This is a genomic window from Streptomyces sp. BR123 (assembly GCF_013401435.1).
In the GTDB taxonomy this organism is placed as follows: domain Bacteria; phylum Actinomycetota; class Actinomycetes; order Streptomycetales; family Streptomycetaceae; genus Streptomyces.
In genome coordinates this window covers 1-25841 of record NZ_JACBGN010000081.1, presented here as the reverse complement: position 1 = coordinate 25841, position 25841 = coordinate 1, and the positions used below count along the sequence as shown (strand labels likewise).

Annotated in this window: 16 protein-coding genes; 8 read left to right on the top strand and 8 right to left on the bottom strand. The window is 68.6% G+C overall.

The window, feature by feature from the left end; translation table 11 throughout:
• On the bottom strand, positions 1–1267 hold a 1267-nt coding region (locus HYE82_RS15560), incomplete at its 3' end, for a hypothetical protein (protein ID WP_179174651.1).
• A gap of 65 nt (positions 1268–1332) precedes the next feature.
• The gene (locus HYE82_RS15555) at positions 1333–2244 is read right to left on the bottom strand and encodes a hypothetical protein (RefSeq protein ID WP_179174650.1); all 912 of its coding nucleotides are present in this window, start codon (positions 2242–2244) and stop codon (positions 1333–1335) included.
• A 63-nt stretch (positions 2245–2307) separates the two neighbouring features.
• Between HYE82_RS15555 and HYE82_RS15550 the strand changes: the two genes are divergently transcribed.
• Entirely contained in the window at positions 2308–2655 is a 348-nt protein-coding gene (locus HYE82_RS15550) for a helix-turn-helix transcriptional regulator (protein WP_309144331.1), read from the top strand.
• Positions 2656–2860: 205 nt separating this feature from the next.
• Here HYE82_RS15550 and HYE82_RS15545 read toward each other — a convergent pair whose 3' ends face one another.
• Together HYE82_RS15545 and HYE82_RS39270 are read right to left on the bottom strand one after the other, a co-directional pair.
• Positions 2861–3391, bottom strand: coding sequence for a hypothetical protein (locus HYE82_RS15545; protein WP_179174649.1), 531 nt, complete (start codon positions 3389–3391; stop codon positions 2861–2863).
• A 332-nt stretch (positions 3392–3723) separates the two neighbouring features.
• On the bottom strand, positions 3724–7827 hold the full coding sequence (locus tag HYE82_RS39270; RefSeq protein ID WP_179174648.1) for a ricin-type beta-trefoil lectin domain protein: 4104 nt from the start codon (positions 7825–7827) through the stop codon (positions 3724–3726).
• Positions 7828–8668: 841 nt separating this feature from the next.
• Between HYE82_RS39270 and HYE82_RS15535 the strand changes: the two genes are divergently transcribed.
• The gene (locus tag HYE82_RS15535) at positions 8669–14578 is read left to right on the top strand and encodes an RHS repeat-associated core domain-containing protein (RefSeq protein WP_179174647.1); all 5910 of its coding nucleotides are present in this window, start codon (positions 8669–8671) and stop codon (positions 14576–14578) included.
• 912 nt (positions 14579–15490) lie between these two features.
• Positions 15491–15814 carry a hypothetical protein gene (locus HYE82_RS38115; protein WP_256987262.1) on the top strand — a complete coding sequence of 108 codons (324 nt, stop codon included), beginning with the start codon at positions 15491–15493 and terminating at the stop codon, positions 15812–15814.
• 315 nt (positions 15815–16129) lie between these two features.
• Here HYE82_RS38115 and HYE82_RS15525 read toward each other — a convergent pair whose 3' ends face one another.
• Both HYE82_RS15525 and HYE82_RS15520 read right to left on the bottom strand, forming a co-directional pair.
• Complete coding sequence (locus tag HYE82_RS15525) at positions 16130–16561, bottom strand: hypothetical protein (RefSeq protein ID WP_179174646.1); 432 nt, start codon at positions 16559–16561, stop codon at positions 16130–16132.
• A 399-nt stretch (positions 16562–16960) separates the two neighbouring features.
• Positions 16961–18493, bottom strand: a complete 1533-nt coding sequence (locus tag HYE82_RS15520; RefSeq protein ID WP_179174645.1) for an MFS transporter — start codon at positions 18491–18493, stop codon at positions 16961–16963.
• A gap of 544 nt (positions 18494–19037) precedes the next feature.
• Here HYE82_RS15520 and HYE82_RS15515 point away from each other — a divergent pair.
• Together HYE82_RS15515 and HYE82_RS15510 are read left to right on the top strand one after the other, a co-directional pair.
• A complete protein-coding gene (locus HYE82_RS15515; RefSeq protein ID WP_256987261.1) occupies positions 19038–20291 on the top strand; it encodes a serine hydrolase in 1254 nt (417 codons plus the stop codon).
• Between the two features lie 404 nt (positions 20292–20695).
• Complete coding sequence (locus tag HYE82_RS15510; RefSeq protein ID WP_179174644.1) at positions 20696–21190, top strand: hypothetical protein; 495 nt, start codon at positions 20696–20698, stop codon at positions 21188–21190.
• Between the two features lie 56 nt (positions 21191–21246).
• Here the strand turns inward: HYE82_RS15510 and HYE82_RS15505 are convergent, their stop codons facing one another.
• A complete protein-coding gene (locus HYE82_RS15505; RefSeq protein WP_179174643.1) occupies positions 21247–21738 on the bottom strand; it encodes a GNAT family N-acetyltransferase in 492 nt (163 codons plus the stop codon).
• 38 nt (positions 21739–21776) lie between these two features.
• On the opposite strand from HYE82_RS15505, the gene HYE82_RS15500 reads away from it, so the two are divergent.
• Positions 21777–22580 carry an exodeoxyribonuclease III gene (locus tag HYE82_RS15500; RefSeq protein ID WP_179174642.1) on the top strand — a complete coding sequence of 268 codons (804 nt, stop codon included), beginning with the start codon at positions 21777–21779 and terminating at the stop codon, positions 22578–22580.
• Here HYE82_RS15500 and HYE82_RS15495 read toward each other — a convergent pair.
• Positions 22562–23308, bottom strand: coding sequence for a MerR family transcriptional regulator (locus HYE82_RS15495; protein WP_309144330.1), 747 nt, complete (start codon positions 23306–23308; stop codon positions 22562–22564). The two genes, HYE82_RS15500 and HYE82_RS15495, sit on opposite strands and share 19 nt — an antisense overlap.
• A 142-nt stretch (positions 23309–23450) precedes the next feature.
• Here HYE82_RS15495 and HYE82_RS15490 point away from each other — a divergent pair, with 142 nt between their 5' ends.
• Both HYE82_RS15490 and HYE82_RS15485 read left to right on the top strand, forming a co-directional pair.
• Entirely contained in the window at positions 23451–25130 is a 1680-nt protein-coding gene (locus tag HYE82_RS15490; RefSeq protein ID WP_179174641.1) for an NAD(P)/FAD-dependent oxidoreductase, read from the top strand.
• Positions 25127–25841 (top strand): alpha/beta fold hydrolase (locus HYE82_RS15485; protein ID WP_179174640.1); only part of this gene is annotated, 715 nt, incomplete at its 3' end. The genes HYE82_RS15490 and HYE82_RS15485, both read left to right, overlap by 4 nt.

The window sequence follows — 25841 nt, the reverse complement described above, 5'->3', positions numbered from 1 at the left end:
CCTGGGGGCGGGCGCCGGGATGGGCTTTGCGGGCGCGGGGGTTGTCGAGGTCGACGGTATGGGACGTTCGGGCCGGGCGGGGCGGCGAGGTGCGGCTGCGCGCTCGGGCCGATGCGGTGTCGCGTTCCTGGGCCCAGGGGCAGGTGACGCGGGGGCTGGTGCCCGCGGCCGGGCACTGGCGGCGTTCCAGGCCGCGATGGTCCGCGGACTGCTTGAGCGGGAGCAGGTAGGGGTCTGCCTGGGTCAGGCGGGGGAGGAGGGCTTCGCGCTCCGCGCTGCCCTTGGCGCCCGCCATCTGGTGGTAGCCGTCGATGACGCGCTGGGGTGTGTGGGGGCAGAGCAGCTCGCCGGCGATGGCGATGACTCCTTCGAGGGCGTCCTTGTCCTTCTTGACCATGGTGGTCTTGTAGTCGAGGACGAGTTTGTAGCCGAGGGCGCGTACGGGCGCGTGGAAGTGCTCGACCCTGGCGTCGGAGTAGGCGAGATCGCCCGCGAGGTAGCCGGGCTGGTTCCACAGGCGTTTGACGATGCCGAGCAGGCGCACTGCTTGCGGCCCGATCTCCTTGCTGGGGCTGTGCAGGGCCATGCCCATGCACAGCTGGGGGTAGCGGCCTGCGAGATCTGGATCGGCGTGCCCGGCTACGAGGAGGGTGGCGCTGTAGCCGAAGGTCTTCTCGCCGCCGCCCGAGACGTGCCAGCCGGCGCTGACTTCCAGGGATGCGTGGCGTCGGGTGCTGGGCTTGGCCCAGGAAGCGATGGCGGTGGTGTCCACCGACAGGTCTCCGCGCCAGTCGTCCATCAGTCCGCGGGCGATGGCGATCCGTACGGGTGTGAGTACGAGCTTGTTGGCGATGCGCGAGAGTTGGGGGGTGGCGTCCTGCCCGTGGTGCTGTTGCCACGCCCGGCGGTAGGGCGAGGTCTCGTGCCGGGCCATGCGGGTGCGCCGGTCATGACGGGCCGGATCAAGCAGGGTGGTCATCCGGGACCAGGCGTCGTAGAAGCGCTTGGCGGAGGCGCGCGTCGCGTCCACATCGGTCGCGTCCACCTGCCTCAGACCGAAGTACTTCAACCAGGGGTTGCGCAGCTTGAACTGCATGCATTCCCAGGCGTCGTCGACGTTCGTCGTGCGCGTCTCACGCGCCGCCAGCACCATGCCGACGAGGACGGTCTCGGAGGGCAGGCCGCGGGGTCCAGGCCGGGAGGCCTCCAGCCGGGCGAACTCCTCAAGCACGCCGCTGGCGCGGACCAGAGCGACGATCTGCCGCACATGCCGGTCGTTGAGTTTGGACGGGTGTGGTGAGGGCGCGGGCCGGCGTCGCCTGCGGTGCGGGTTCATGCCCACCCCCGCAGCAGCCGGACGGCAGCCTCCGTGGACAACTCCGGTACCCACCGCATGTACGCGGCCAGCGACGCGGTGGAGCTGAGCCCGGCCGCCCGGGCGATGAGGTCGGCGGGCACGCGGTCGCGCAGGAGCGAGACGATCCAGGTGGCCCGCAGGCGCCGCATGTCCGGCACAGGGATCTTCGGATCACCAGGACGGTGGCGGGCGACCCAGTTGCTGATCGCGTTCTTGGGGCGCTCGACCTTGCGGTCGGGAGCGTAAAGGAAGCGCGATCCGGCGGCCCGGGCCAGTTCCGCGAGGGCCCCTTCCCACAGGGACCGGCACACCACCAGCCGGTCCGTGCCCGGCACCCGTACCGCCACGGCGTCGCTGGGCAGCACGTGGACGTCAGTCCCGCGCACGGAGAGCAGCTCGAAGGGCAGGAGTCCGCAGCCGGCGCCCAGGGTCAGCAGGGCGAGTGCGTTGCCGCGTCCCGTGGGGACGGCTGGGAGGTTGCTGGCCCATACGTCCAGGCGGGTGAGGCCGCTGGTGCTGTAGGGCTCGGCCCTGGAGCGGTCGGCGTGCAGGTGCGGTCGGGCCGGCTCGCCACGTTCGACCCAGATGAGGGTCTCGTGTACCCGGGCCAGGATCGACGCGTAGGTCTGGGTCGATTTGGGCTTGAGCCGGCTGTTCTCCAGCAGGCAGCGCGTGATGGTGCTCTGCTCAAGCCATACGGCCGGGTCGCGTGGCAGACCGGCCCGCTCGGCACTGATCGCGAGCGCGGCCACCACCCCGAGCACCGTCGTCAGTCTGTAGGGGACGTGGTCGGCGACGGTGGCCACGACCATCCGCACCCCGTCGGCCACCGCTTCCCATTCGGGCGGCGTGTTCTTCGGCCGGTACCGCAGGATCGCGTGGCTCATCTCGGCCTCCAGAACGACATGCCACGAATAGCGGCTAATCAAATAGCCGCATTTGTCGTCATAGTGCACATCGACCTGAAGGAGCGCATCTCGATGCCCGGTGGCACCCAGCGCAGTACGACGCCGAGGGACCTGGCCGCGGATCCGCAGTCCTGGCCCCACGCGGGCCTGGCAGACCACCCCCAGGCCCGTGTCGTGCAAGCCCTGGCCCGGACGCTGGTGGAGCAAATGGCCGAACAGGGACTCAGCCTGCGACAGGTCGCTGCACTCAGCGGCGTCAACCGGCAGGCGATTACCAACCTGCTTCAGGGCTCCAGCTGGCCCGATGTCTTCACGGTGAGCCGGCTGGAGGACGGACTCGGAGTGGCGCTGTGGCCGGGAGCTTCGGAGCCGGCCTCGGCCGTGCGGTGACGAACGAAGTGACATGAAAGGCTTCTTTCCGCTCATTCCTCGGTGGAACGGCATGCAGAAATAGGCCACACGCGCCCGGCGAGTGGTGATCTCCACTAGGCTCGGACGCACGTGAACCGTTGATCAGGGGCACGTACGGCGCCGCCGGGTAGCCGCCCGGCGGCGCCATCCCCATCAACAAAGTGATCAGGGGCAGACGTCTTCGCTAGGCGGCCTCCGAGTTCTCGGGCGCGCGAGCCACCGCGTACAGGCTCGGGCCCACCTTGGACGCCCGTCCCTTTTTGACGAGCCGGTTCAGGGCAGTGCGTACGTCCTCGACGGGGCGCTTCGAATTCCCGAGCTTGTCCGTCCGGCCCTCCTCCCGCAGGTGGAGGATCGTATCCAGGACATGGTCGACATGCATCGGCCGGTCCGAGGTCGCAAGGATGACCAGGATGAAATCCTGCAGCGTGTTCGACTCGGCATCGCGCAGGTCGTCCAGCTCCGGGGACTCTTCGGCAGGGCCCTCGTCGGTTTGTGAGGAGTCTTCCGGTGCCCCGGTCGGACCCGCGATGCCCAGGTCGGGCAGTGACTCGGTCAGGGACTCGTACAGCCCTTCGAGGCGGGAGAGTCGACCTTGGGCTGCCGCGAGCTGGGTGGTCAGGTCCTCGCAGACACCGGCTTGCGCATCGAGCTCCTCGCGCACCAGCGCAAGCGTGTCGAACAGCACCGAGCGCCGGTCTGCTCCCGCAGTCATGGGCCCCTCCTGCAGCTAACTGCAACATCAACTCGCGCACACACTACGGTGGTTCAAGACCGACTGGGGAGAGATCGGCGAAAGCTGTAGGGAAATGACCTGTCTGTGGAGACGCTGCTGTAGGGCTTGCCCGCACCGCAGCCACGAGAGGGTGAACCATACGAGCGTGCGTGCACACGGCTGGCCGCTGCGCTGGTGCCGCAGCGGTGATCCGCACCTGGGCTGGCGGGCCGGGATGTCACAGCAGGCTAGAGGCTCCGACCCTGCATAGTCGTGGGCCCGCCACCTCCGGGGAATCGAAGACGGCGGGCCCGTGGGTCAGGCTGCTTGGGTCAGCCGTCGGCTCCCAGGGGTGTGGCGAGGCCGGGGGTGTGCCAGCGTTGGTTGTTGTCGTTGTTGCAGTCCCAGATGTGGAGCTGCGTTCCGTTGTCGAGGCGGCTGAAGGGGATGTCGAGGCAGCGGTTGGAGGTCGGGTTGTAGAGGCTGCCGTTTGCGGTGGGGAGCCATTGCTGGTTGTACGCGCCTGTGGCGCACGTCCACAGGAGGACGGGGGTGCCGTTGGTGGTGCCGCCTCCTTGGATGTCCACGCACTTTCCGCCGATGCGGAGTTCACCGTTCGCGGTGATGGTGAACCGCTGGGCGGGGTCGGCGTCGCTGGTGCTGCAGTCCCAGATGTGGATGCGGTTGCCGTCGGTGGTGAGGCCGCCGTTGTTATCCGCGCACTTGGTGGAGTCCAGCGCGGAGACGAGCTTGGTGCTGGGGGCGGCGGGGACGGTGGAGTGCTGGTAGAGGGTGACGTTGCTGATGCCGCCTTCGAAGAAAGAGGACGGCTTGCTCTCCGTCTTGTCGCGGCCCATGACCAGGGGGCCTGTGGCGTTCCAGGCGTTGGTCTTGGCGTGGTGGCCGGTGCCGGCGAGGGTGCCGTTGACGTAGAGGGCGATCAGGCCGGTGGTGGCGTCGTAGGTGGCGGTGAGTTGGGTCCATACGTTGTTCTGGACCCTGGCGGCGTCGTTCATGACGGTGGTCTGGTCGTAGTCCCGGTTGTCGTCGTCCCTCTTGGACATTCCGAACCGCCAGGTGCCGTCCTGGTCGTGCCAGAGGAGGAATCCGCTGGCGTGTGTTCCGTCCTGGCTGAGGACGGCGCCGGTGGCCTTCTTGGACTTGGCCCAAGCGGAGACGGTGAAGCTGCGGGTGGTGTCGACGGCGGGGCTGGCGGCGGTGACGGTACCGGTGGTTCCGTTGAGGGCGACGACCTTGGTGGCGGTGCCAGCGACGGTGTCGGCGGCCCGGGTGGCGCCGGTGGAACTGAGGGCGGCGTTGTTGCGGCCGCGCAGGTCGATGGCGGTGTTGCCGGTGTCCTCGTTCAGCTTCCAGTGGGAGGTGGAGATGCGGGCGTCGCCCATGGTGTGGCCGGTTTGGAAGCCGGTGACCTTGCCGGAGGTGGCGATGCCGTCCCAGGTGCGGAGCCGGTGGAGGCTGTCCAGGGCCCACAGGTCTGGGATGCCGTCGGCGCTGGTGTCGCCGGAGGAGCCGACGACGGGATGTGTGGTCGCCTTGATGCCTGAGCCGACCTTGGTGCGCTTGGTGTGATCGCCCAGGGCTGCGGGGTTTCCAGCGACGTTGGCGTACTGGTAGATGTCGCCGGTGGTGTTGTCGCGGGCCCACAGGTCCGGGAGGCCGTCGCCGGTGGCGTCGCCTGGGGCGATAAGGGTGAGGTTTTCCCAGCCGGAGGGGCTGAGGACGAGCACGAGGGGGTCGCGGAGTTCACCGGTCGTGCCAGTGCCCTGGAACAACATCAGTGCGCTGTTTGTGCCGTCGTTCTCCACGGTGATGAGGTCATTGCGAGGGGTAACGCCGCCTGATTCCGGTAGCGCGTCACCGACGGCGAGGATCTGCTTGACCCGTGTCCAGGTTCCCGCGTACTCGGCGCCACAGGGCTGGCCCGTGGTGGCGACGCGACATTCTTCCGTGCCAGGTCGCGGGACGTCTGCGGCTTTCATTTTGCTGTAGTAGAGACCGCCGTTGGCTTCGAGTCCGCCTTGGGTGAGGGAGTTGCGGTAGAGCTTGAGCTGTCCGTCGCGGTATGTCCACAGGTCGTCGATACGGATGCCGTTGCCGCCGCGGTGGGTGATCAGGGTGCCGTTGCCCCAGCTGTTGCCGTCTGGGCTGTTGGCTGCATTAGAGGCGATCACGCCACCGGCGGCGGGGTCGATGGCGGTCGGGTAGACGATGAGGTCGCCATTGTCTGCGGGGGCGATGAAGTCGACGCGTTCGTCGCCGGTGATGTCGCCGAGGGTGGTCTTGGCGTTCGGGCTGTCGGGTACGTAGAAGGTGTAGGTCTGCTGCTGGGAGCGGTTGCCAGCACGGTCCACGGACTGGACGCGCAGCACGTTGGTGCCCCAGGTAGTGGGGGTCAGTGGGATGGAGGTGCTGCCATCGGCAGCCGCGTCGACGCGGTTGGCGCCGCCCACAGGGACGGCCGAGTTGAATGCCCACTCGTAGTACATGACGCCGCTGAGCGAGTCGGCGGCCTGCACCCTGAACGTGCCGGGCTGGCCGATGTGCTTGATGGAGCCGGGCAGGGTGCCGGACGGCGGGTACTCGGCGGAGGTGACGACCGGGACGGAAGGCGGCTGTGTGTCCATCGTGAAGGTGCATCCGGTGACGGAGTTGACCGAAATCATGTCGCCATCACCGCCGCGCACGCGCCACGAGTAGGTGCGGCCGTCGGAGAGGTTGGTGGGGTGGGCGGATACCCAGTGGGTACCAGCAGCGGCCCCGATCCAGCCGCTGCTGTAGGCCACGGTGCCGTTGGCGCTGTCGACGACGTCGAAAATGGCGTCGTTCGTCTGGCCGTCGGGGTCGCCGATCCAGGCGCTGATGCTCAGGCCGGCGTAGTTGGTGGCGCCGACCCAGCCACATCCATTGCCGTTCGGGTTCTGCGGCGCGGGGAACATGCCCGGCTCCCACGGGTCGTAGGGGGGCCGGTTGTACTCGATGTAGAGGAAGGGCAGGTTGTTCTTGTTGCGGGTGAAGCGCTTGAAGGAGGTGTTGCTGCTGCTCTTGGACTCGTCTGCGGCGAAGAGGCCGTAGGTGAGGTTGCCGCGCCATTCGTTCGCGACGAGGTGGTCGCGTACGTCCCACTCACCGCGCGTGGTGGAGCCGGGGCAGCCGGGGCCGCCCGCGCTGTTGAGGGAGGTGGTGCGCAGGATCTCCCAGTCGCGGGGCTGGGTGTTCCAGGTGATGTCGGAGAGCAGGGGTTCGGTGGAGTGCAGGTCGACGTTGTAGGTATTGCTGCAGGTGGCGTCCGCTGCGTACGACTGGGTCGCGAAGAAGGACGCCTTTCTGATGCTCTTGTCGCGCAGGTCGCTGGTGTCGAGCTGGACGTAGTAGCGCTCCAGGCCCGTCCTGGTGCGCCAGCGCTGGTAGCCGACGCCGGGGTCGTAGGTGTCGCTGTAGTCGTCGTAGCTGACGGTGGTGGCGTAGGCCTCCTGGACCCAGGCCCAGTGCTGGGTGCCGCGGTTGGTGGGCGTCCAGGCAGGGTCGATGTAGACCGGGTAGGTGGTGGCGGGGTCGGTCAGGAAGGACTGGTCAGGGGTGAGGACGAGCGAGTCCTTGCCCAGGTCGGTCCGGATCCGGGTGACCTTGGCAGACTCGCCCGGGCCGTCACTGTCCGAGGCGGACTTGGCCGGCTTGTCGTCCTTGTTTCGTGAGCCGGTGGCGGCCTGGGAGAACGTGGTGGCGCTCGATGTCTTGGCGAGGGGAGCTTGGACGGGGGTGGTGGAGTCCCACATGGTCGGGGTCGGTGCGCGGAAGACCGTACGGCCCGAGGCGTCGGCGGCCTTCAGATTGCCGTTGCCGTCGGCGGAGACGGTGACGCCCTGGCCCTTGAGGCCCGTGGTCAGCTTGGTGAGCCTCGGATGCTTGGCGGCCTCGGCGGACTTGACGACGAGAATCTGGGAGATGCCGCCGCCCTCGTCGGCCGTCACCTTGAGATCCGTGTCTGGGACCACCTCGCGGTAGACGGCGCTGGCGCCCTCCAGCACGGGCGCGGGAAGCGGATCCGGCCAGCTCAGTACAAGCTGCTTGCCATCTTGGTTCAGAGTGGCGAGCGGTGTGGTGCCGCCGCCGGACAGGGTCAGGCCGCTCACCGAGGCCTTCGGGCGGAGAGTGCCATCGGCTGCCTTGACGAGGGTGGCGTCCAGATCGGCCCACTTGCCGTCGCGCTTGGTACGCAACGGAGCGACGCTGCGCGTCAGTCCTAGAGAGCCGTCCGGGTTGGCCACCACCGTGTCGGTCTCGGTCGTCGCCGCTGGCACGGGCACTGGCTTCCCGGTGCGCTTGGCCTCCGCGAGGGCGGTGTTCTCCGCCCGCTCCCGCTCGGTCGTTGGCCGCTCCGGCGGCGTCTGAGCGGTCGGTGCGGTCGGCTTGGTCACTGCCGATGCCGCCGAGGCGCCCAGTGCTGCGCCGGCGGATGTTAAGGACAGAGCCAGCGCAACCAGCCCTGCAACGGCGACCGGTCGGCCGACTGGTCGCCCTCTTTTCAGCATGCCCCCCACGGCAAACTCCCCAGTTTGAATTGATGCCTGTCAACTGGGTCTGAACGCTAACAGCCCCTTTGCTCTGCCCCGCTGCGGTCGTGAATCTGGAACCAAGGATTCCTTGGGGTTTATTCCCATAATCGCGACCAATTGACTGATTGAATCAGGTCAACACGCAGGCCATGGGCCGCTTTCGGACATATTTTCGGCGCGGGTGGGCCGATGGGGTACGCCTTGTCTGATGTGTCCTACATTTTGCGATTTGCTAACAGGTTAGGCTCCCAAGCCAATTGATCCACTCGGCGACCTTGGGGGGAATGCCGTGTCGGTACCAGCGTCAGGACTTCGAGTGATGAAAAGAAACTCGAAGATCAAACAGCGCATCGCAATTCCAGTGTTAGTGGCACTCTCGCTGGTCGTCGGCTCGGGCGCCGCCCAGGCCGCACAGTGGCAGCCCAAAGACCAACGTCGCTGGTCACCGGGCAAATTGAAGAAGACCGAGTCGGTCTCGGGGAAGAACGCACCGAAGGTCGATCCGAATACACGTGAGGGCGGCGATGCCGCATCCTGGCGCCCGAAGGGCGTGTACTGGCCACCGGCTTCTCAGGCCGAAGTGGATCTTGGCGCAGCGGCGCCGGCCGCTCCGCGCGGCTCGCTCTTCACCGCGCCCGTACCCTCCGGTGTCCCGGCGGCTCCCGCTGCCGACCCGCGTCGCGCGGGGGCCGCTCCTGTCTGGGTGAGCCCGGGCTCGGGCAAGGGGGCACCGCGCTCGGGCAAGGCAGCCGTGCAGCTCACGGACAAGGCCGCTGCCGAGAAGGCGGGCCTCCAGGGCCTGCTGCTCGCGGTCCGTCCGGCCGGGGAGGGAGTGAAGGCCGGTCCGGTCAAGGTCTCGGTGGACGTCTCGCACATCGCGGGCGCCTTCGGCGGCGACTGGCTCACCCGGGCCCGCCTGGTCACGCTTCCTGAGTGCGCGCTGAGCACCCCTGAGCGTGCGGAGTGCCGTACGCAGACACCCGTGGACACCGTCAGGGGCGGGGACCGGGCCGGACTGCTCAGCACGGAAATACCCCTCAAGGGCAGCTCCGCAGTCGAGGGAATGCGCATGAGCGCTGCTTCCCCTGCAGTGGGCGGGGCTACGGTGCTCGGTGTGACGGCCGCGCCGGGCGGCCCCGCGGGCACCTACACCGCCACCAGCCTGGCACCATCGGGCAAGTGGGCCAGCGGCAAGAACACCGGCGGCTTCTCCTGGTCCTACCCGATCAACGTGCCGGAAGGGCTGGGCGGCACCAAGCCCACGATCGAGCTCTCCTACAGCTCTCAAGCCGTCGACGGCCGCACCGCTGCCACGAACAACCAGGCCTCCTGGATCGGCGAGGGCTGGGACTATTCGCCCGGCTTCGTGGAGCGGACCGTCAAGCCGTGTGCCAAGGACGGCCAGGCCGACTCCAGCGAGCAGTGCCTGGCCGGCCACAACGCGACGGTCTCCCTGAATGGCAAGTCCTCGGCCCTCGTGCGCGACGACACCTCCGGCGCCTGGCGGCTGGAGAACGACGACGCCTCGAAGGTCGAGAAGCTGACCGGTGCGGTCAACGGTGACAACAACGGCGAGTACTGGAAGATCACCACACCGGACGGGACCCAGTACTACTTCGGCGTCGGCCGTAAGCCCGGCAGCACCACCGCGCCGGCCACCAACTCTGCCTGGACGACTCCGCTCTACGGGAACAACGCGGGCGAGGAGTGCAACAAATCCACCTTCGACGCCTCCTGGTGCCAGCAGGCCTGGCGCTGGAACCTCGACTTCGTCGTCGACCCGCGCGGCGGCGTGACCACCCACTGGTATGACACGGAGACCAACTATTACAAGCGCGGCGCGTCGGAGGCGACGCCCCACGGCACGCTCACCCAGTACATCCGTGGCGGCAACCTCGCCAAGATCACGTACGGCTCCAAGCTGGCCGACCCGGACACGGTCAAGCCGACCGCCCAGGTTCTGTTCGAAACCGCTGAGCGCTGCCTCCCGGACGCCGCCTTCGACTGCGCACCGGCCAAGCTGACCAAGGCCAACGCCATCAAGTGGCCCGACGTCCCCTTCGATCAGAAATGTGCGGCCACCGGCACCTGCGAGAACTACTCCGCCACGTTCTGGACAACCAAGCGCCTCACAAAGATCACCACCCAGGTCCTGAACGCCACCAGCGGCTACGACAGCGTTGACTCCTACGCGCTTCAGCACCAGTTCCCTGACCCGCAGGACCAGACCGCGCCCGCCCTCTGGCTGGCCTCTCTCCTGCACACTGGCCACGATGGTGCGACCGCCCTCCCGTCCAATCCGGTCGTCTTCTACGGCAGCCTGAGGAACAACCGCGTCGATTCCAGCGTCGACAACAGGCCGGCGATGAACCGGCACCGCATCATCAAGATCAAGTCCGAGACGGGTGGAATCACCGACATCGACTACGCCGACCCGGACTGCGCACCGGGCGCGGGCCTGCCCACGGGGCAGGACTCCAACACCACACGCTGCTACCCGGTCTACTGGAACCCGGACGACAAGAGCCCGAACGACCCCACCCTGGACTGGTTCCACAAGTACGTCGTCACCCGCGTCACCGAGCTCGATCCCTTTGGCGGCTCCCGCCCCCAGGAGACACGCTACGAGTACGTCGGCGGCGTCGCCTGGCACCGCGACGACGAGGAACTGACCGAGGACAAGCGCCGCACCTGGAACCAGTTCCGCGGCTACGAACAGGTCATCACCCGCTCCGGCACCGCCCCCGACGCCGTCTCCAAGACGGCCACGTTCTACTTGCGCGGCATGGACGGTGACGTCAAGGCCGACGGCGCCAAGCGCACCGCTACCTTTACCGGCCTCACCGGGAACACGGTGAAGGACTCCAACCCCTTCGCGGGCACGGTCCGCGAGACCCAGACCTTCGCCTCCGACGGCGGTGAACTCGTCGCCGTCTCCCAGAACGAGCCCTGGCTCTCCAAGGCCACCTCTACCCACAGCCGTGGGACCAAGCTTCCCGCGCTCACTGCGCAGATGCAGCGCGAGGGCTCTTCCCGCGAGAAGAAGCTACGCGCAGACAAGACCTGGCAGACCACCTCGGAGACCGTCAAGTACGACGACATCTACGGCACGGAGGAGTGGACCCGGGACCAGGCAGACGGCCTCCCCGACACCTGCACCATCACCTCCTACGCCCGCAACACGGCCACTTGGATGGTCGACCGGGTCTCCGAGAGCATCCAGATCCAGAGCGGCGACTGCGCCACCACCGCGACCGAGGCGAACACCCTCAGCCGAAGCCGCACCTATTACGACAATCAGCCCCACGGAACCCTCACCGGCCCCGGCCAGGTAACCAGCACCGAGGAACTCGACCGCTTCGAGGCCGGCCAGCCGAAGTACGGCCTGAACGGCACGACCAGCTACGACGCCTACGGCCGCGTCACCAGTGCCACTGACGCGGCGGGCGCGAAGACCACGACGGTGTACGAGCCAGCCGCACTCGCCCGCGCCGCCACTCTCAAGGTCACCAACGCCAAGGACTGGACCACCACAACCACCCTGCACCCGCTGCGCGGAGTGACGGTCAAGACCGTGGACCAGAACAACCGCACCACTGAGGTGTCCTACGACGCCCTTGGCCGTACGACCGCGGTCTGGCTGCCCGGCCGTGCACGCAGCGAGAGCGCGAACAAGGCATTCACCTACGACCTCACCAACACCGGCACCAGCTCGGTCACCACACGAACGCTCCGTTCCGATGAGTCCTACGCGACCTCTATCGCCATCCTCGATGCACTCGGACAGAAGATCCAGGTCCAGTCGAACCCGCTGAACGGAGCGGCAACCAGCCGCCTCATCACCGACACCTACTACGACAGCCTCGGCCGCGCCTTCAAGTCCAACGAGTCCTACTACAACAACACCTCCGATCCCGTGAAGACCCGGTTCATCGCCGACGAGAACATGGTGCCCGCCCAGAGCGGCACCCTGTATGACGGTCTCGGCCGTCCGGTCGCCAAGACCTTCTCGTCCAAGGCGATCGAGCAGTGGCGCACCATCACCGCCTACCCTGGCGCCGATCGCACCGACACCACGCCACCGAAGGGTGAAATGGCCGGCAGCGTCATCACCGACGCCCGTGGCCGTACGGTAGAGCGCCGAAAGTACAAGGGCACCAAGCCCGAGGGTGACTACGACACCACCCGCTACGCCTACAACACCGACGGCAAACTGACCCGGATCACCGACCCGGCTGGCAACACCTGGACCTACGACTACGACCTCCGCGGCCGTCAGATCCGCTCGGTCGACCCCGACAAGGGCACCTCGACCGTCACGTACGACAACGCCGACCGTCCCGTCTCGACCTTGGATGCCCGCGGTACCACGGTCTTCACCAGCTATGACATCCTCGGCCGTCCCGTCTCCCGCAATCTGAACGCCGTCGACGGCACCAAATTGGCCACGTACGAATACGACACTCTGCTACCCGGCCAGCTCACGGCTTCCACCAGCTGGGTGGACGGCAAGCCCTGGCGACAGGAGACCACCGGCTACGACATCGGCTACCGGCCCACCGGCACCAAGCTGACCGTCCCCGCCGGAGAAGGCGCCCTCACCGGCACCTATACCGCGGCCACCACCTATGACCCCATCACCGGACTGGAGCGCCGCACCACACTGCCCGCCATGGGCGGCCTGCCCCAGGAACGCCTCTACACCAGCCGCAACATCAACGGCCTCCCCGTGTCCTACGGTTCGGACAACGTCGGCTACGTCAACTTCACCGACTACGACGAGTTCGGCACGGTACAGCGCACGACCTTCGGTGACGATCCCCGGCAGGTGAGCCTGACCAAGATCCATGACCCGGCCACCGGCCGCCTCCTGAACACCCAGCTCAAAAAGCAGGACGCAGCCACCCCGGTCGACATCACCGACTACACCTACAACCCGGCTGGCGACGTCACCTCCGTCACCAGCGCCCAGGGCGCCACCCGCGACACCCAGTGCTTCACCTACGACTACCTGCGTCGCCTGACCCAGGCCTGGACCGACACAGGCACCACCACGACCCAGCCAGGCCCCTCCGTACCAGGCATCGGCGCCTGCACCAACACCGCACCCCAGACCGCCAACATCGGTGGTCCGGCGCCCTACCGCCAGTCCTTCACCTACGACGTGACCGGCAACCGCACCTCTTCCACCAACCACGACCCCGTCGGCGACGCAGCCAAGACCGTCACCACAACACACACCTACCCGGCCGCGGGCTCCCCGCGCCCGCACACCCCGATCTCCACCACTCGGACCACCGGCACCGGCCCGGCCGTCACCAGCAACACTACGTACGACGCTGCCGGCAACACACTCACCCGCCCCGATGCCGCAGGAACCACTCAGACTCTGACCTGGACACCCGAAGGCAAACTCGCCACGGCAACCACTGCCGCCGGAACATCCACCTACCTCTACGACGCGGACGGCAACCGCCTGCTGCGCAAGGACCCGGGCGAGACCACGCTCTACCTCGGCTCGAACGAACTCACCCTCAACACCCTCGCCAACACGGTCACCGGCACCCGCTACTACTCCACCCCCGGCGGCACCACCATCGTCCGCACCTCTGACGGAAAGCTCTCCTACGTAGCATCAGACCACCACAACACCGGCAGCACCGCCATCGACGCCACGACCCTCCAGGTCCAGCGCCGAGCGACCGAGCCGTTCGGCGAGGAACGCGGCGCGGCGCCGGCCGCCTGGCCAGGCAAACTCGGCTTTGTCGGAGGAACCCAGGACAAAACCACGGGCCTTACCCACCTCGGCGCACGCGAGTACGATCCGGTTCTCGGCCGCTTCATCTCCGTAGACCCGCTGATGATCACGGACGACCCCCGCCAGCACAACGCCTATCAGTACGCCAACAACAGCCCCCTCACCGAGTCGGACCCGACGGGTGAAGCCCTCGAAGAGTGCAAGAGCGGCATGTACACCTGCACTAACGGTGGCACCAAACCCACGGGGTACGGAAACAACTACGAAAGGGAAGTCTCCAACAGCGGAGGGACCCTCGCGCCCGAGTACGTGAAACAGAAGAACCGCAACAAGAACGCGTGTCGAAAAGACCCTAGCTGCAAGTCTTCCTCCGGCTCTTTCGGTGCCACGTCCAAGAAGGCTCCGCCGAAGCAGAGCTGGTGGGACAAGAACAAGCGTTTCATCGTCCACCGCGCTATAAGCATCGGGGTTGGATTCGGAGCAGGTCTCGCTGCTGTCGCGATCTGCGGTGCAACGGCCGGAATCGGCTGTGCCATCATCGCAGGAGCAGCGGTGGGAGCACTGGCCGGGACCCCAGCTCATCTGGTAGCAGACAAGGCGATGGGGTATGAGACAACCAAGGGCCAAGCCGTCAAGTACCTTGTTGGATCAACCCTAAGTGGAGGGTTCCAAGGAGGGTTCCGTCACCAGACGGGCGGCGGTCCACTTGGAGTGGGCAGCCAGGCTGCCTGGAGGGGAGCCCAAGCCGCTGGGCGAGGGCTTGCCACCGCAGGCAGAGCAGTCGGCCACGCTGCGCCTAGGGCCCTGGAAGCAACCGGGCGAGCGTACGACCGGGGGTGGGGCACGTGGAACTGACGCGGGACGTTTCCCTGACGAGCTGGAGGGCCCCTGCGCGCGAAGAGGCCGTATATGCAAGCGGTAGCACGCCTTTGGGGACGGTCACCCTGACGCGACGGCCTGGAGACCGCTCGCGCGCCGAATCGGCCGCAGAAGCATGGGAGGACTGGGAGGTGTCCCTCAGGGGTGAGCAGAGGCTAAGAGCTTGCGGACTTGCAGCCCCGGGTTTCCTATCGCGCAAGCGGCTCCGGAGGGGGATCGCAGTCAGCCTGGATAACGAGGCTTGCCAGGTCACAGTCTCGTCCGCCTACTTTTGGTCGAATCGCTCGGTCAGCCTTAGGGGGTCTACTGTTGATCTGGCGTTCACCACGAGGGGTCTGGGCATTGATCTGCTGGAACGCGGTGAGCCCCGGGGTGTGAGGAGAGCTGGGGAGTGGGAATTCGCCACCCCCACAGCTCCCGCCATTCTGGCCGCATGTTTCTTCGAGTGGGCCGAAATGGACTACTTCCTCCGTACGCCCGGTCTACGGTTGCTCTAGCCTCGATCGTGCATGAGCCCTCGCCAGTTCGCTGGCGGGGGCTCTGTGCGTGAGAGGTGCAGACGCACCGGCATTACCAGATCGCCGCGGTTAGAGGTGAACTTCGCGGGAGTGCCCCATGTGCGAGCGCGGCCCGGAGACCATGGGTGTCGAGTTCCTGTCCTGGGCGAGGGCTGCCAGTGCCTTGTCGTCGTTCTCACCGGCACCGCCTTCTGCGCTCCGGTGAGATCGACCCTCTCGCCCCAGGCCACCTGCCGGAACCGGTTCTAGGCTCTCTGCCAGGGCTCAGAATCGCCAGCTGCGGAACCCCAAAGGTGAGTCGGTGGCGATACTGAAACGGCGCAGCGCAGACTACTCGTGATGAAGTTGCGGCTTGACTGGGAGGCTGTTCGTGAATCATGACTCCGAGCGTGAAATAGGTGGTACCGAATCGACTTCCGCTCGATATGATCGGGATATTCGTGAAGAGTGTCAGTCCGTCCGTGGAGCACTACGAACGGATCTCCCCGCTGCCCATTTGGGTCTGGCGGTCACGATCATCGCCCTGCTCGTGGTTGCCAGCTTCTCCGGCATTCGCTGGACCTTGATCATTTCTGCCGCCTTCGCAGCGTGGTTCCTCCTTGCGCTGGCAGTGATTCATCTCGGCAGCGGTCGTGGTTGGGATGCCGTCCGGCGGGCCTATATCGCCACGTTTGGCTGGGGCAACTGGATTTGAGTGATAGACCGCCGAGACCGAACGGCTGCGGGCCACCTATGTCAGCTGAGGGAAGCCTGGTCTGGTAATGCCGGGGAGGGCGTGAGCGGCCCTGACAAAGCCGGGACGTGCCAGTACCGCCAGATGGTGCGGGTTCGGCGAGCAACATGGACAGGAGTGCGCGAGGAACCGACGTTTTTACGAGTCAGACGGCGATGGAAAGTGGTGAGAAGGGGGCCTGGGCTTCTGCTGGACGGAGTCGCTCATCAGCGGTCGTCCCCGGTCCAGGGCAGGGAGCGCGCGGCAAAAGATCAGGCCAGTTCGGGATCCCCGGCTTCACTCGAGGGTGATGGGGCCGTCCGGGAGCCAGCCGTCAAGGTAGCCGTCGGTGAGGTTCGAGGTGTCTTGGAGGAGCTGGCCGGTGAGGTGGCTGTTGAGGTGGAGCCGTGAGATCCACATGAGGCTCCTGTTGGTGGGCGGGAAGTCTGTCCGAGCGATGAAATAGTGCACCTCCGTACGTCGGCCCGCGTCTCGGTTGCCCAATCGGCGTCCTGTGACGGTGCCCCACCGGATCTTGGATGCACCCATGAGATCGAGGGCGAGGCTGGAGGCGGTGCGGGCGTAGGACCCGTGCAGGGGCACCTCGCGTTCGGGCAGCGCCCAGGCCTGGGGTCGAGGAGGTGTGGGGTGGACAAGCGCGATCAGTTCGTCGCTGTCGATCGCGATCAGCCGTACGAGTCTTCGCAGGCGCGGTGCTGGTAGGTCCATGTCAGACAGCCTGCGGCCTGGCCGGTTGAGTAGCCACGTGAGTGGTCCGTGTGGCGGATTGCCCGTCTGGGTGTGCATGCCAATGCGGGAAACGATCTCCGCTGGGGCGGGAAGGCCGAATACCCGGCTGGTCGTCGCTACTGGTCAGGGTCACTCGTGAACAGCCCACAGACGACAGTTCTCGGATAGCTACCGGGAATCGTCACGAGATCCCGTTCAGCCGAAAGGCTGGGCGGGATCTCGGCGTTTCGGGTTCTGTTGGGCGAGGATTCGATGTCGGTGACGCCGGGCGAAGGCCCGCTGGGCGTCGATGCCGATGGAGAGCTTGTCGAGCGTGTCGCCCGAAGTGACCTCTGACGGATCGTCGCCGCCGCTCGACCCGTCACGCCGGACCCGGTCCTACGGCGTGGTCCGGATCCGGCGGGGCATCAGCAGGTACGCGGCCACGGCCAGGGCGAGTGGCAGGAGGCTCGTGACCAGCATGGTGAGCCTCAGGCCGTTGGTGTAGTCGAGCCCGAGGTCCAGGCCGGACTGCCGGAGCAGGTTCGGGTCGTATCCGGCGGTGGCCGGGCTGCGCGCCATCGCGCTTCGTGTGGCGTCCACGGCCTGCTCGGCCTGGGTCACCGACATACCGCGCGCATCGGCGTCGTTGAGCCACTGCCGTTGGAAGAAGAGGTTGAGCAGCAGGAGGTAGACGGCGGGGCCGAGCGCGTAGCCGGTCATTCCGAACGCCGGCTGCACGGAGGCCACGGCGCCGGACTTTCCGGGTGGGGCGTGCGAGAGGATGGTCTCGGCCACCGAGGCGGAGGTCACCAGTGAACCGAGGTTGGTGAGCCAGGTGGCCAGTACGAGGATCCACAGGGCCATCGCGGGACTGGCGGTGACCGCCATCAGCAGCCCGCTCGCGACCAGCACCAGCAGGCCGGTGATGAGGACCGGCCGGGGGGTGTACTTCTCGATCAGGCGCCCGGCGAGGATGACGGCGCCTGCGATCAGCAGGGTGCCGGGCAGGAACAGCAGGCCGATCTTGCGCGGGGGCAGAGACAGGATCGCACTGCCGAACTGCCCCAGGACGAAACTGAACCCCGCGACGACGAAATTCAGCGTCAGGCTGGACAGCGCGGCCACGGTGAACGGGCCGCTGCGGAACAGGGAGAGATCCAGGACCGGTTCCGATGTCCGACGCTCATGCAACACGAACAGCACGCCGGCGACCGCACTGATCGCCAACGGCAGCCAGGCCTCGATCCGGGTGATCCCGTTCTCCGCCTCGGCGACGCCGTGGACGAGGGCCAGCAGGGCGAGGCCGACCAGGCTGACGCCGACGACGTCGACTCCGCGGCGCTGCAGGACCGGGGGCTCGGTGACGTACCGGGCCGTCAGTCCGAGTGCGATGAGCGACAGCAGTGGGGCGAGCAGGAACAGCCACCGCCAGCCGACGGTCTCCACCACCCAGCCGCCGGCCGCGGGGGTCACCCCGCACAGCACCATCTCGATGGCCATGAAGATGCCGATGGCCGCCGGCCGCTTCTCCTCCGGCACCGACACCTTGAGCAGGGCCAGCGACACCCCCAGCATCGCGGCCAGCGCCAGGCCATCGAGAAGGCGCATCACCAGCAGGAACCCGTAGCCGGGGGAGAGCGCGGAGAGCAGGTTGATGACGATGTCGCCGACGAGCCCGAGCATCAGCAGCCGCTTGAGCCCGAAGGCGTCGCCGAGACTGCCCACGGCGAGCACGGCGGCGGCCACGACCAGCGTCGCCGCGCCTCCCAGGAACCCGACGACGTCGGGCGGCACGTGGAGGGCCCGGCTGATCTGCGGCATGTTCAGGCTGAGGACCAGCGGGTCGACGGCCGTGACGGTGAAAGCGAGGGAGAGTCCCGTGATGATCGGGAGAACCGTGATGACGGATCGCGTCTCCGCGTTCGACACAGCAGCACACCTTCCGTACGTCGGCCGGCGCCGACCGCTCGTCGACCGACCGCAACCCGGTCACCGCATCCGGCCCTTCTTCTCCCGGCCGACGTGTGCGGCCCGAGAGCGGGCTCGTACAGATGCGGATCCAGCACCGCTGCCGGCCGCCCCCCGACGGTTGCGGAAGGCGTTGGAAGGCTTCCGGCCCAGTCTTTCAGGGCGTCGGCGACGGTGCGTTCCCATCCGTACGCGGCCGGGGCAGGTTCACTCACCTGTACGCCGACAACCGTCCGCCCCGCCAACGTCCGGCGGGGCGGACGGCCCCATACCCGGGCCGCGTACGTCGAGCGGATCATCGGGGCTCTCCCTCGGGGCTCTCCCACGCCGCGACAGCGAGCTCCCATCGAGTCGTCTTCGGGCACCCCCCAGGGGATCCAGGGCTGCCTGTCCTTCCTGAGGGGGAGGGGCGAGTGGCACCTGAGGCCGATGACCGGCCGGGGGCGCGATGTGAGGCTGACTGCAGCCGGAGGGGACCGGCGGAGAAAGGACAACGATGTCTGACATGCAGTTACCGGCCGAGCGTCGCCGCCTCGGCCTGAGGATCGCCGCCACCGTCCTGGCGGGTGCGACCGTGGTGGCGCTCGCCCCCGCCGCGATGGCCGCCGAGCCGGTGCGGACCGGTGTCGAGCAGAGTCCTGCCGTACCGGATCGAGGCCTGCAGGAATCCCTCGACGCCCTGCTGAAGGCGAGCGGCTCCTCCGCCGCCCTGGCCGAGGTGCGCGACCACGGCCGGGCGGTATGGCGCGGCGCTGCCGGCACCGGCAACCTCGACAGCGGCACGCCGGCCCGGGCCGACGGCCGGTTCCGGATCGGCAGCGTGACCAAGACCTTCGTCTCGACCGTCGTGCTCCAACTCGTCGCCGAGGGCCGGGTCGAACTGGACGCACCCGTCGGGCGCTACCTGCCGGGTGTCGTCCGCAACGGTGACACGATCACCGTGCGCCAGCTGCTCAACCACACCAGCGGCCTTTTCAACTACACCAGCGAGCCGGGCTTCTTCGCCGACCCGGAGGACGAGGCGAGCGTTCGGCGCTGGCTCGACGAGGGCCGCTGGACCACCCACAGCGCCCGGCAGCTGGTCGACATCGCCAACCGCCACGAGCCCTACTTCCCGCCCGGCACCGACTGGAAGTACTCCAACACCAACTACATCGTGGCCGGCATGGTGATCGAGAAGGTCACCGGCCGGACCTGGAACGAGGAGGTCGAGCGCCGGATCATCCGCCCGCTCGGCCTGCGGGACACCTCGATGCCCACCACGGCCGGCGCCGTCCCCGGCCGGCACGCCCACGGCTACTTCAAGCTGCCGTCCGGCCGCCCGGTGGACGTCACCAAGCTCAACCCGTCGATGGCCGGAGCGGCCGGTGCCGGCATTTCCAGCGCGGCCGACCTCACCCGCTTCAACGCGGCGCTGCTCGGCGGCAAGCTGCTGGGCCCCGCCCAGCTCGCCGAGATGAAGCAGACCGTCGACGCCAAGAACGGCACCCGGTACGGCCTCGGCCTGGTGCAACTTCCGTCGGCTTGCGGCGACCTGTGGGGGCACACCGGTGGAATCCCCGGATACTCCACCGTGCTGATCGGAAACGCCGACGGCACCCGCCAGGTTGCGCTCTCCCAGAACCCGTACGAAGACGTAGCGGACCAGGAGGCAGCCGGGCGCGCCAAGCTGGAGTTCCTGACCAAAGCCGGCTGCGGGGACGACGTCACCGCGAAGAGCGGGAGGGCCCTCACGGTGGAGCCGCACATGCTGAACTGACGAAGCGTCAGCCACGTGTCGCGCAGGCGACTACACCTCGGGCAGCGTGCGCCGGTCGCCGGAGACGATGCCGGCGTGCCCGCCGCCGACGCTTTCCGCCCCTGAAGTTTCCTGGCGAGAGGCGCTCGTGACCACCCCCGGAGAGGCCCCCGTCCGATCGGAAGATCGGACGGGGGCCCTGCCTTTCCCGGCTTCCTTCCGGGCGATTCTCGGTAGGACACCCTGTCGGCGCGGCGACGCGCCGCGAATCCCCTGTTCAGCCGCATGATCGGGCCAGGGTGTGTGCGCACATGCGTTCGCGTGCTTGTGTGGGTGCAGGGGGGATTGCGTATGGCGGACGACAGACTGCCCGCGATCTCCGAGGGCGGGAAGCTCGGGGCCGTCTGGAAGAAGGGAAGTGACCGATGTACCGACGCCGGGTGCGGCTGGCGGGCCTTGCGCTCGCCCTCGTCACCGTGGGAGGGGCGCTGACCGCCTGCGGCTCCGACGCCTTCGAGCGGTGCGTCCCGGAGGCGGCGGACACCGCGGGCGCCGCGCAGCTGGCGGGCACGTTCGACGGTGAGCTCAAGGCGAAGGGGGCCCGCCTCGTCCTGACCCTCACTCCCGGAACGGTTCAGGGCGGCACCTTCACGGCGGAGAACTGGCCCACGGGCGACAGCTCCTTCCACGCCCATCCCGGCAAGACCTTCAGTGGGTCCGGTACCTGGCAGGTGCAGGCCCCTGTTTCGGCGAAGGGCCGGACCATGCTCGTCCTGGACTTCACCGAGGCGGAGGGATTCCTGCAGGGCGACACCCTCGACAAGCTCTCCATCGGCATCGACGCGAAGCGCACCTTCGTCTACGACGACCCGGACCCGGACGTCTGCCCGAAGTTCCGCCTCCGGCTCCGGCAGGGGTGATCGCGCCCGGCCGGTCGTCGGGCGGGCGGGCGCGACCACGGGGCGCTCGGCAGGCGTCAGGAGAGGGGTTTGGCCATGCAGCGGCTGGACTCGTACGCGCGGTAGTAGCCGAACTTCTCCGTCAAGGCGTAGCCGGAGGAGAGGTAGAGGGCGATGGCCTCCGGCTGCTTGTCGCCGGTCTCCAGGACCATGCGGGTGCGGCCGGCCGCGCGGGCGTCGGCCTCCAGCTCCGCCAGGATCCGGCGGGCGAGGCCCAGGCCGCGGGCCCCGGGGACGACGTACATGCGCTTCAGTTCGGCGTCGCCGTCCGCATAGCCCTCGTCGTTGCGGTCCTGGGTGCGCCAGCCGCCGGTGGCCACCGGTGTTCCCGATGTGTCGTACGCCACGAGGTACAGGCCCTGCGGCGGCAGGAACATCGCCGGGTCGAGGAAGGTGGCGTCGCCCTCGCCGTCGTACCGCACCTGGTATTCGAGCTGAACCTGGTCGTTGAGCCTGATCGCGTCCGGGTGGTCGTACGGCACGGCGCGCAGGTCTATCCCGTGAGACATCCGGACATCGTACGGAAGGGCCGGGCTATGGTGCTGGGATGCTCACCGTGACCTCCGTGAATGTGAATGGGATCCGCGCCGCCGCCAAAAAGGGCTTCTCCCCTTGGCTGGCCGGCTCGGAGGCCGACGTCGTGTGCCTGCAGGAGGTGCGCGCGGAGGAGGCGCAGATCCCGGACGAGGTGCGGGAGCCCGAGGGCTGGCACACCGTCTTCGCGCCGGCCGCCGCCAAGGGGCGGGCCGGGGTCGCGGTGTACACGCGGCGGGAGCCCGAGCGGGTGCAGGTGGGCTTCGGCAGCGACGAGTTCGACGGCTCCGGGCGGTACCTGGAGGTCGACCTGCCCGGCGTGGTCGTCGCCAGCCTGTACCTGCCGTCGGGGGAGGCCGGGACCGAGAAGCAGGACGAGAAGTACCGGTTCATGGACGAGTTCCTGCCCTACCTGGCGGCCCTGAAGGAGAAGGCCGCGGCCGACGGGCGCGAGGTCGTCGTGTGCGGCGACTGGAACATCTGCCACCGGGAAGCGGACCTGAAGAACTGGCGGACCAACCGCAAGAGCGCCGGCTTCCTGCCCGAGGAGCGGGAATGGCTCGGCAAGGTCTACTCCGAGGCCGGCTACGTGGACGTCGTGCGCGAGCTGCACCCCGACACGGAGGGGCCGTACTCCTGGTGGTCCTACCGGGGGCGGGCCTTCGACAACGACTCCGGCTGGCGGATCGACCTCCAGGTCGCGACGCCGGGGCTGGCGGCGCGGGCCGTGAAGGCGGTCGTGGAGCGGGCCGAGACGCACCCGGAGCGGTGGTCCGACCACGCGCCGGTGACCGTCGTCTACGGGGCCGGTGTCTGAGGCGCCCCGGACTGCCGAGGGGTCCCGGGCGCTTCTTCCGGCAGCCGTGCCGCGGCCAGGAGCCGGTCCATAGCCATCGAGAGCTCGGCCTCGACCACGCTCTTGGCGAGCGGCCGCAGGCGGGTGATCGCCTCCTCGTCCTCCTCGGCGCCTTTGCCCAGGTGTTCTGCGATCAGCCCGGCGAACAGGGCCGCCAGGGCGTCCGCGTGCTCGCGGACCCGGCGCCCGGTCTCCAGGACGGCGGCGAGGGGGACGCCCTCGCGCACCAGGGCCGAGGAGACGTCCAGCAGGCGGCGGCTCACGTGGACGATCTCGTCCCCGTCGGTGGCCACGTAGCCGAGGTCCAGGGAGGCCGCCAGGTTCTCCGGGGTGACCTCGCCCTCGAAGTAGTCGGCCAGTGCCTCCGGGGTCAGGCGGACGGGGGTCTCCTCGGACCAGCCGATGCCGAGCAGTTCGCCGAGCTGGCCGACGTCGCGGCCGTTCTCGAAGGCGGCGGTGAGCTCGGCGATGCCGCCGAGGGTGTGGCCGCGTTCGAGGAGGGCGGAGATGGTGCGCAGCCGGGCCAGGTGGCGGTCGTCGTACCAGGCGATCCGGCCCTCGCGGCGCGGTGGCGGCAGGAGCTTGCGCTCGCGGTAGAAGCGCAGGGTGCGGACGGGGATGCCGGCGGCCTCGGCCAGCTCCTCCGTACGGTATTCACGCACTGTCGTCCCCGCTTCCGTGTCGGCCACAGCCGAAGCCTAGGGCGTACCGGCAGTAACTTTCCGGGTGCGACCCCTACCCAGCGGTACGGAGCTGCTCTACCCTCCCGATTGTGCCAGTGATCGCTGGCAGTGTGTGCATGGTGTGTTGTTGGGGTGGCTGGGAGGCGGCATGGGCGGCACAGACAGGCACGAGGGCGGGCACGAGGGCGGGCGCGGGAGCGGGCGCGGGAAGCGCGCGCAGCGGCGCGAGCACGTCCGGGTGGCGGTGATCGGGTCCGGCTTCGGCGGGCTCGGCGCGGCCGTCCGGCTGCGCCGCGAGGGGATCACGGACTTCGTCGTCCTGGAACGGGCCGACTCCGTCGGCGGGACCTGGCGGGACAACAGCTATCCGGGCTGCGCCTGCGACGTGCCGTCCCACCTGTACTCGTTCTCCTTCGCACCCAACCCCGACTGGCCCCGGACCTTCTCCGGCCAGCCGCACATCCGGGCCTACCTGGAGCACGTCGCCGACACCTTCGGGCTGCGCCCGCACATCCGGCTGAACTCCGAGCTGCTCACGGCCCGCTGGGACAGCGCCGAGCTGCGCTGGGAGATCGAGACCACCGCCGGCGCGCTCACCGCCGACGTCGTCGTCTCCGCGACCGGGCCGCTGTCCGACCCGAAGACGCCCGAGATCCCCGGACTCGCCGAGTTCCCCGGCGCCGTCTTCCACTCCGCGCGCTGGGACCACGGCTACGACCTGCGCGGCAAGCGGGTCGCCGTGGTCGGCACCGGCGCCTCCGCCATCCAGATCGTCCCGGCCATCGCGCCCGAGGCGGAGCGGCTCACCCTCTTCCAGCGCACCCCGCCGTGGGTGCTGCCCCGCACCGACCGGGCCATCAGCTCCGTCGAACGCTGGCTGCACCGGCAGCTGCCGTTCACGCGGGCCGCGCGCCGCGGGCTGCTGTGGGGCATCCGGGAACTCCAGGTCAGCGCCTTCACCAAACGGCCGAACCAGCTCGGGCTGATCGAATCCCTGGCCAAGGCCAATATGGCCCGCTCGATCAAGGACCCGGCGCTGCTCGCCAAGCTGACGCCCTCGTACCGGATCGGCTGCAAGCGGATCCTGCTCTCCAGCGACTACTACCCGGCGCTCGCCCGCCCCGACGTGGACCTGGTCGCCTCCGGCCTCAAGGAGATCCGGGGCAGCGTCCTCGTCGCCGCCGACGGCACCGAGACCGAGGCCGACGCGATCGTCTTCGGCACCGGCTTCCACGTCACGGACATGCCGATCGCGGACCGCGTGGTGGGCGCGGAGGGCCGCACCCTCGCGGACCACTGGAAGGACGGGATGCAGGCGCTGCGCGGGGCGACCGCCGCCGGATTCCCGAACTGGATGACGATCATCGGACCGAACACCGGGCTCGGGAACAGCTCGATGATCCTGATGATCGAGTCGCAGCTGAACTACATGGCCGACTACCTGCGCCAGCTGAACGTCCTGGGCGGACGGGTCGCGCTCGCCGCCCGCCCCTCCGCCGTGAACCGCTGGAACTGGCAGGTCCAGACGCGGATGGAGCGGACCGTGTGGAACACCGGCGGCTGCACCAGCTGGTACCTGGACGCGCAGGGCCGCAACACCACCGTCTGGCCGGGCACGACGGGGGAGTTCCGCAAGCTGACGCGGACCGTGGACATGGGCGAGTACGAGGTCGTCCGCCTCCGGGAGCCCGGGGACGGGCGGGTTCCCGCCCAGGCCTCCGCTTCCGCCTCCGCTTCTGCCTCCGCTTCCGCCGGGACCGCGTCCACGGCTGCTTCCGCTTCGGCCTCCGCTTCGGCCTCCGCCTCCGCCGAGGACGGTGCCGCGTGAGCCGGCTGACGCACGTCACCGGCGGGCGGTACACGCCGCCCGCCGCCCGCCGCGAGCTGACCGCCGTATCCGCCGACGGGGCGCGGCTGCACGTGGAGGAGCACGGCGAGCCGGACGCGCCGCCCGTCGTGCTCGCCCACGGCTGGACCTGCTCCACCGCCTTCTGGGCCGCCCAGATCCGCGACCTCGCGGCCGACCACCGCGTCATCGCCTACGACCAGCGCGGCCACGGCCGCAGCCCCGCCGGCTCCGGCTACTCCACCACCGCCCTCGCCGACGACCTGGCCGCCGTGCTGCGGACCGCCCTCGCCCCCGGCGAGCGGGCCGTCCTGGCCGGGCACTCCATGGGCGGCATGACGATCATGGCTGCCGCCGGGCGTCCCGAGGTCGCCGAGCACGCCGCCGCCGTCCTGCTGTGCAGCACCGGCAGCTCCCGGCTGGCCGCCGAGGCGCTCGTGGTGCCGCTGCGCCCCGGACCCCTGCGGACCCGCCTGACCCGAGCGCTCCTGGGCTCCCGCGTACCGCTCGGCCCGGTCACCCCGCCCGCCAAGCGGGTGCTCAAGTACGCCACAATGGGCCCCGGTTCGGCGCCCGACCGGGTCGAGGCCTGCGCCCGGATCGTGCACGCCTGCCCCACCCCCGTCCGGTACGCCTGGTCGCAGGTCCTGGCCGAGCTGGACGTGCACGCCAACCTGCCCGCCCTCACCGCCC

Bases quoted from the DNA above. Each gene is read 5' to 3' on its own strand.
- HYE82_RS15555 (WP_179174650.1), bottom strand. From the start codon at position 2,244: ATGAGCCACGCGATCCTGCGGTACCGGCCGAAGAACACGCCGCCCGAA.
- HYE82_RS15545 (WP_179174649.1), bottom strand. From the start codon at position 3,391: ATGACTGCGGGAGCAGACCGGCGCTCGGTGCTGTTCGACACGCTTGCG.
- HYE82_RS15525 (WP_179174646.1), bottom strand. From the start codon at position 16,561: ATGGACCTACCAGCACCGCGCCTGCGAAGACTCGTACGGCTGATCGCG.
- HYE82_RS15515 (WP_256987261.1), top strand. From the start codon at position 19,038: ATGCAGTTACCGGCCGAGCGTCGCCGCCTCGGCCTGAGGATCGCCGCC.
- HYE82_RS15510 (WP_179174644.1), top strand. From the start codon at position 20,696: ATGTACCGACGCCGGGTGCGGCTGGCGGGCCTTGCGCTCGCCCTCGTC.
- HYE82_RS15505 (WP_179174643.1), bottom strand. From the start codon at position 21,738: ATGTCTCACGGGATAGACCTGCGCGCCGTGCCGTACGACCACCCGGAC.
- HYE82_RS15500 (WP_179174642.1), top strand. From the start codon at position 21,777: ATGCTCACCGTGACCTCCGTGAATGTGAATGGGATCCGCGCCGCCGCC.
- HYE82_RS15490 (WP_179174641.1), top strand. From the start codon at position 23,451: ATGGGCGGCACAGACAGGCACGAGGGCGGGCACGAGGGCGGGCGCGGG.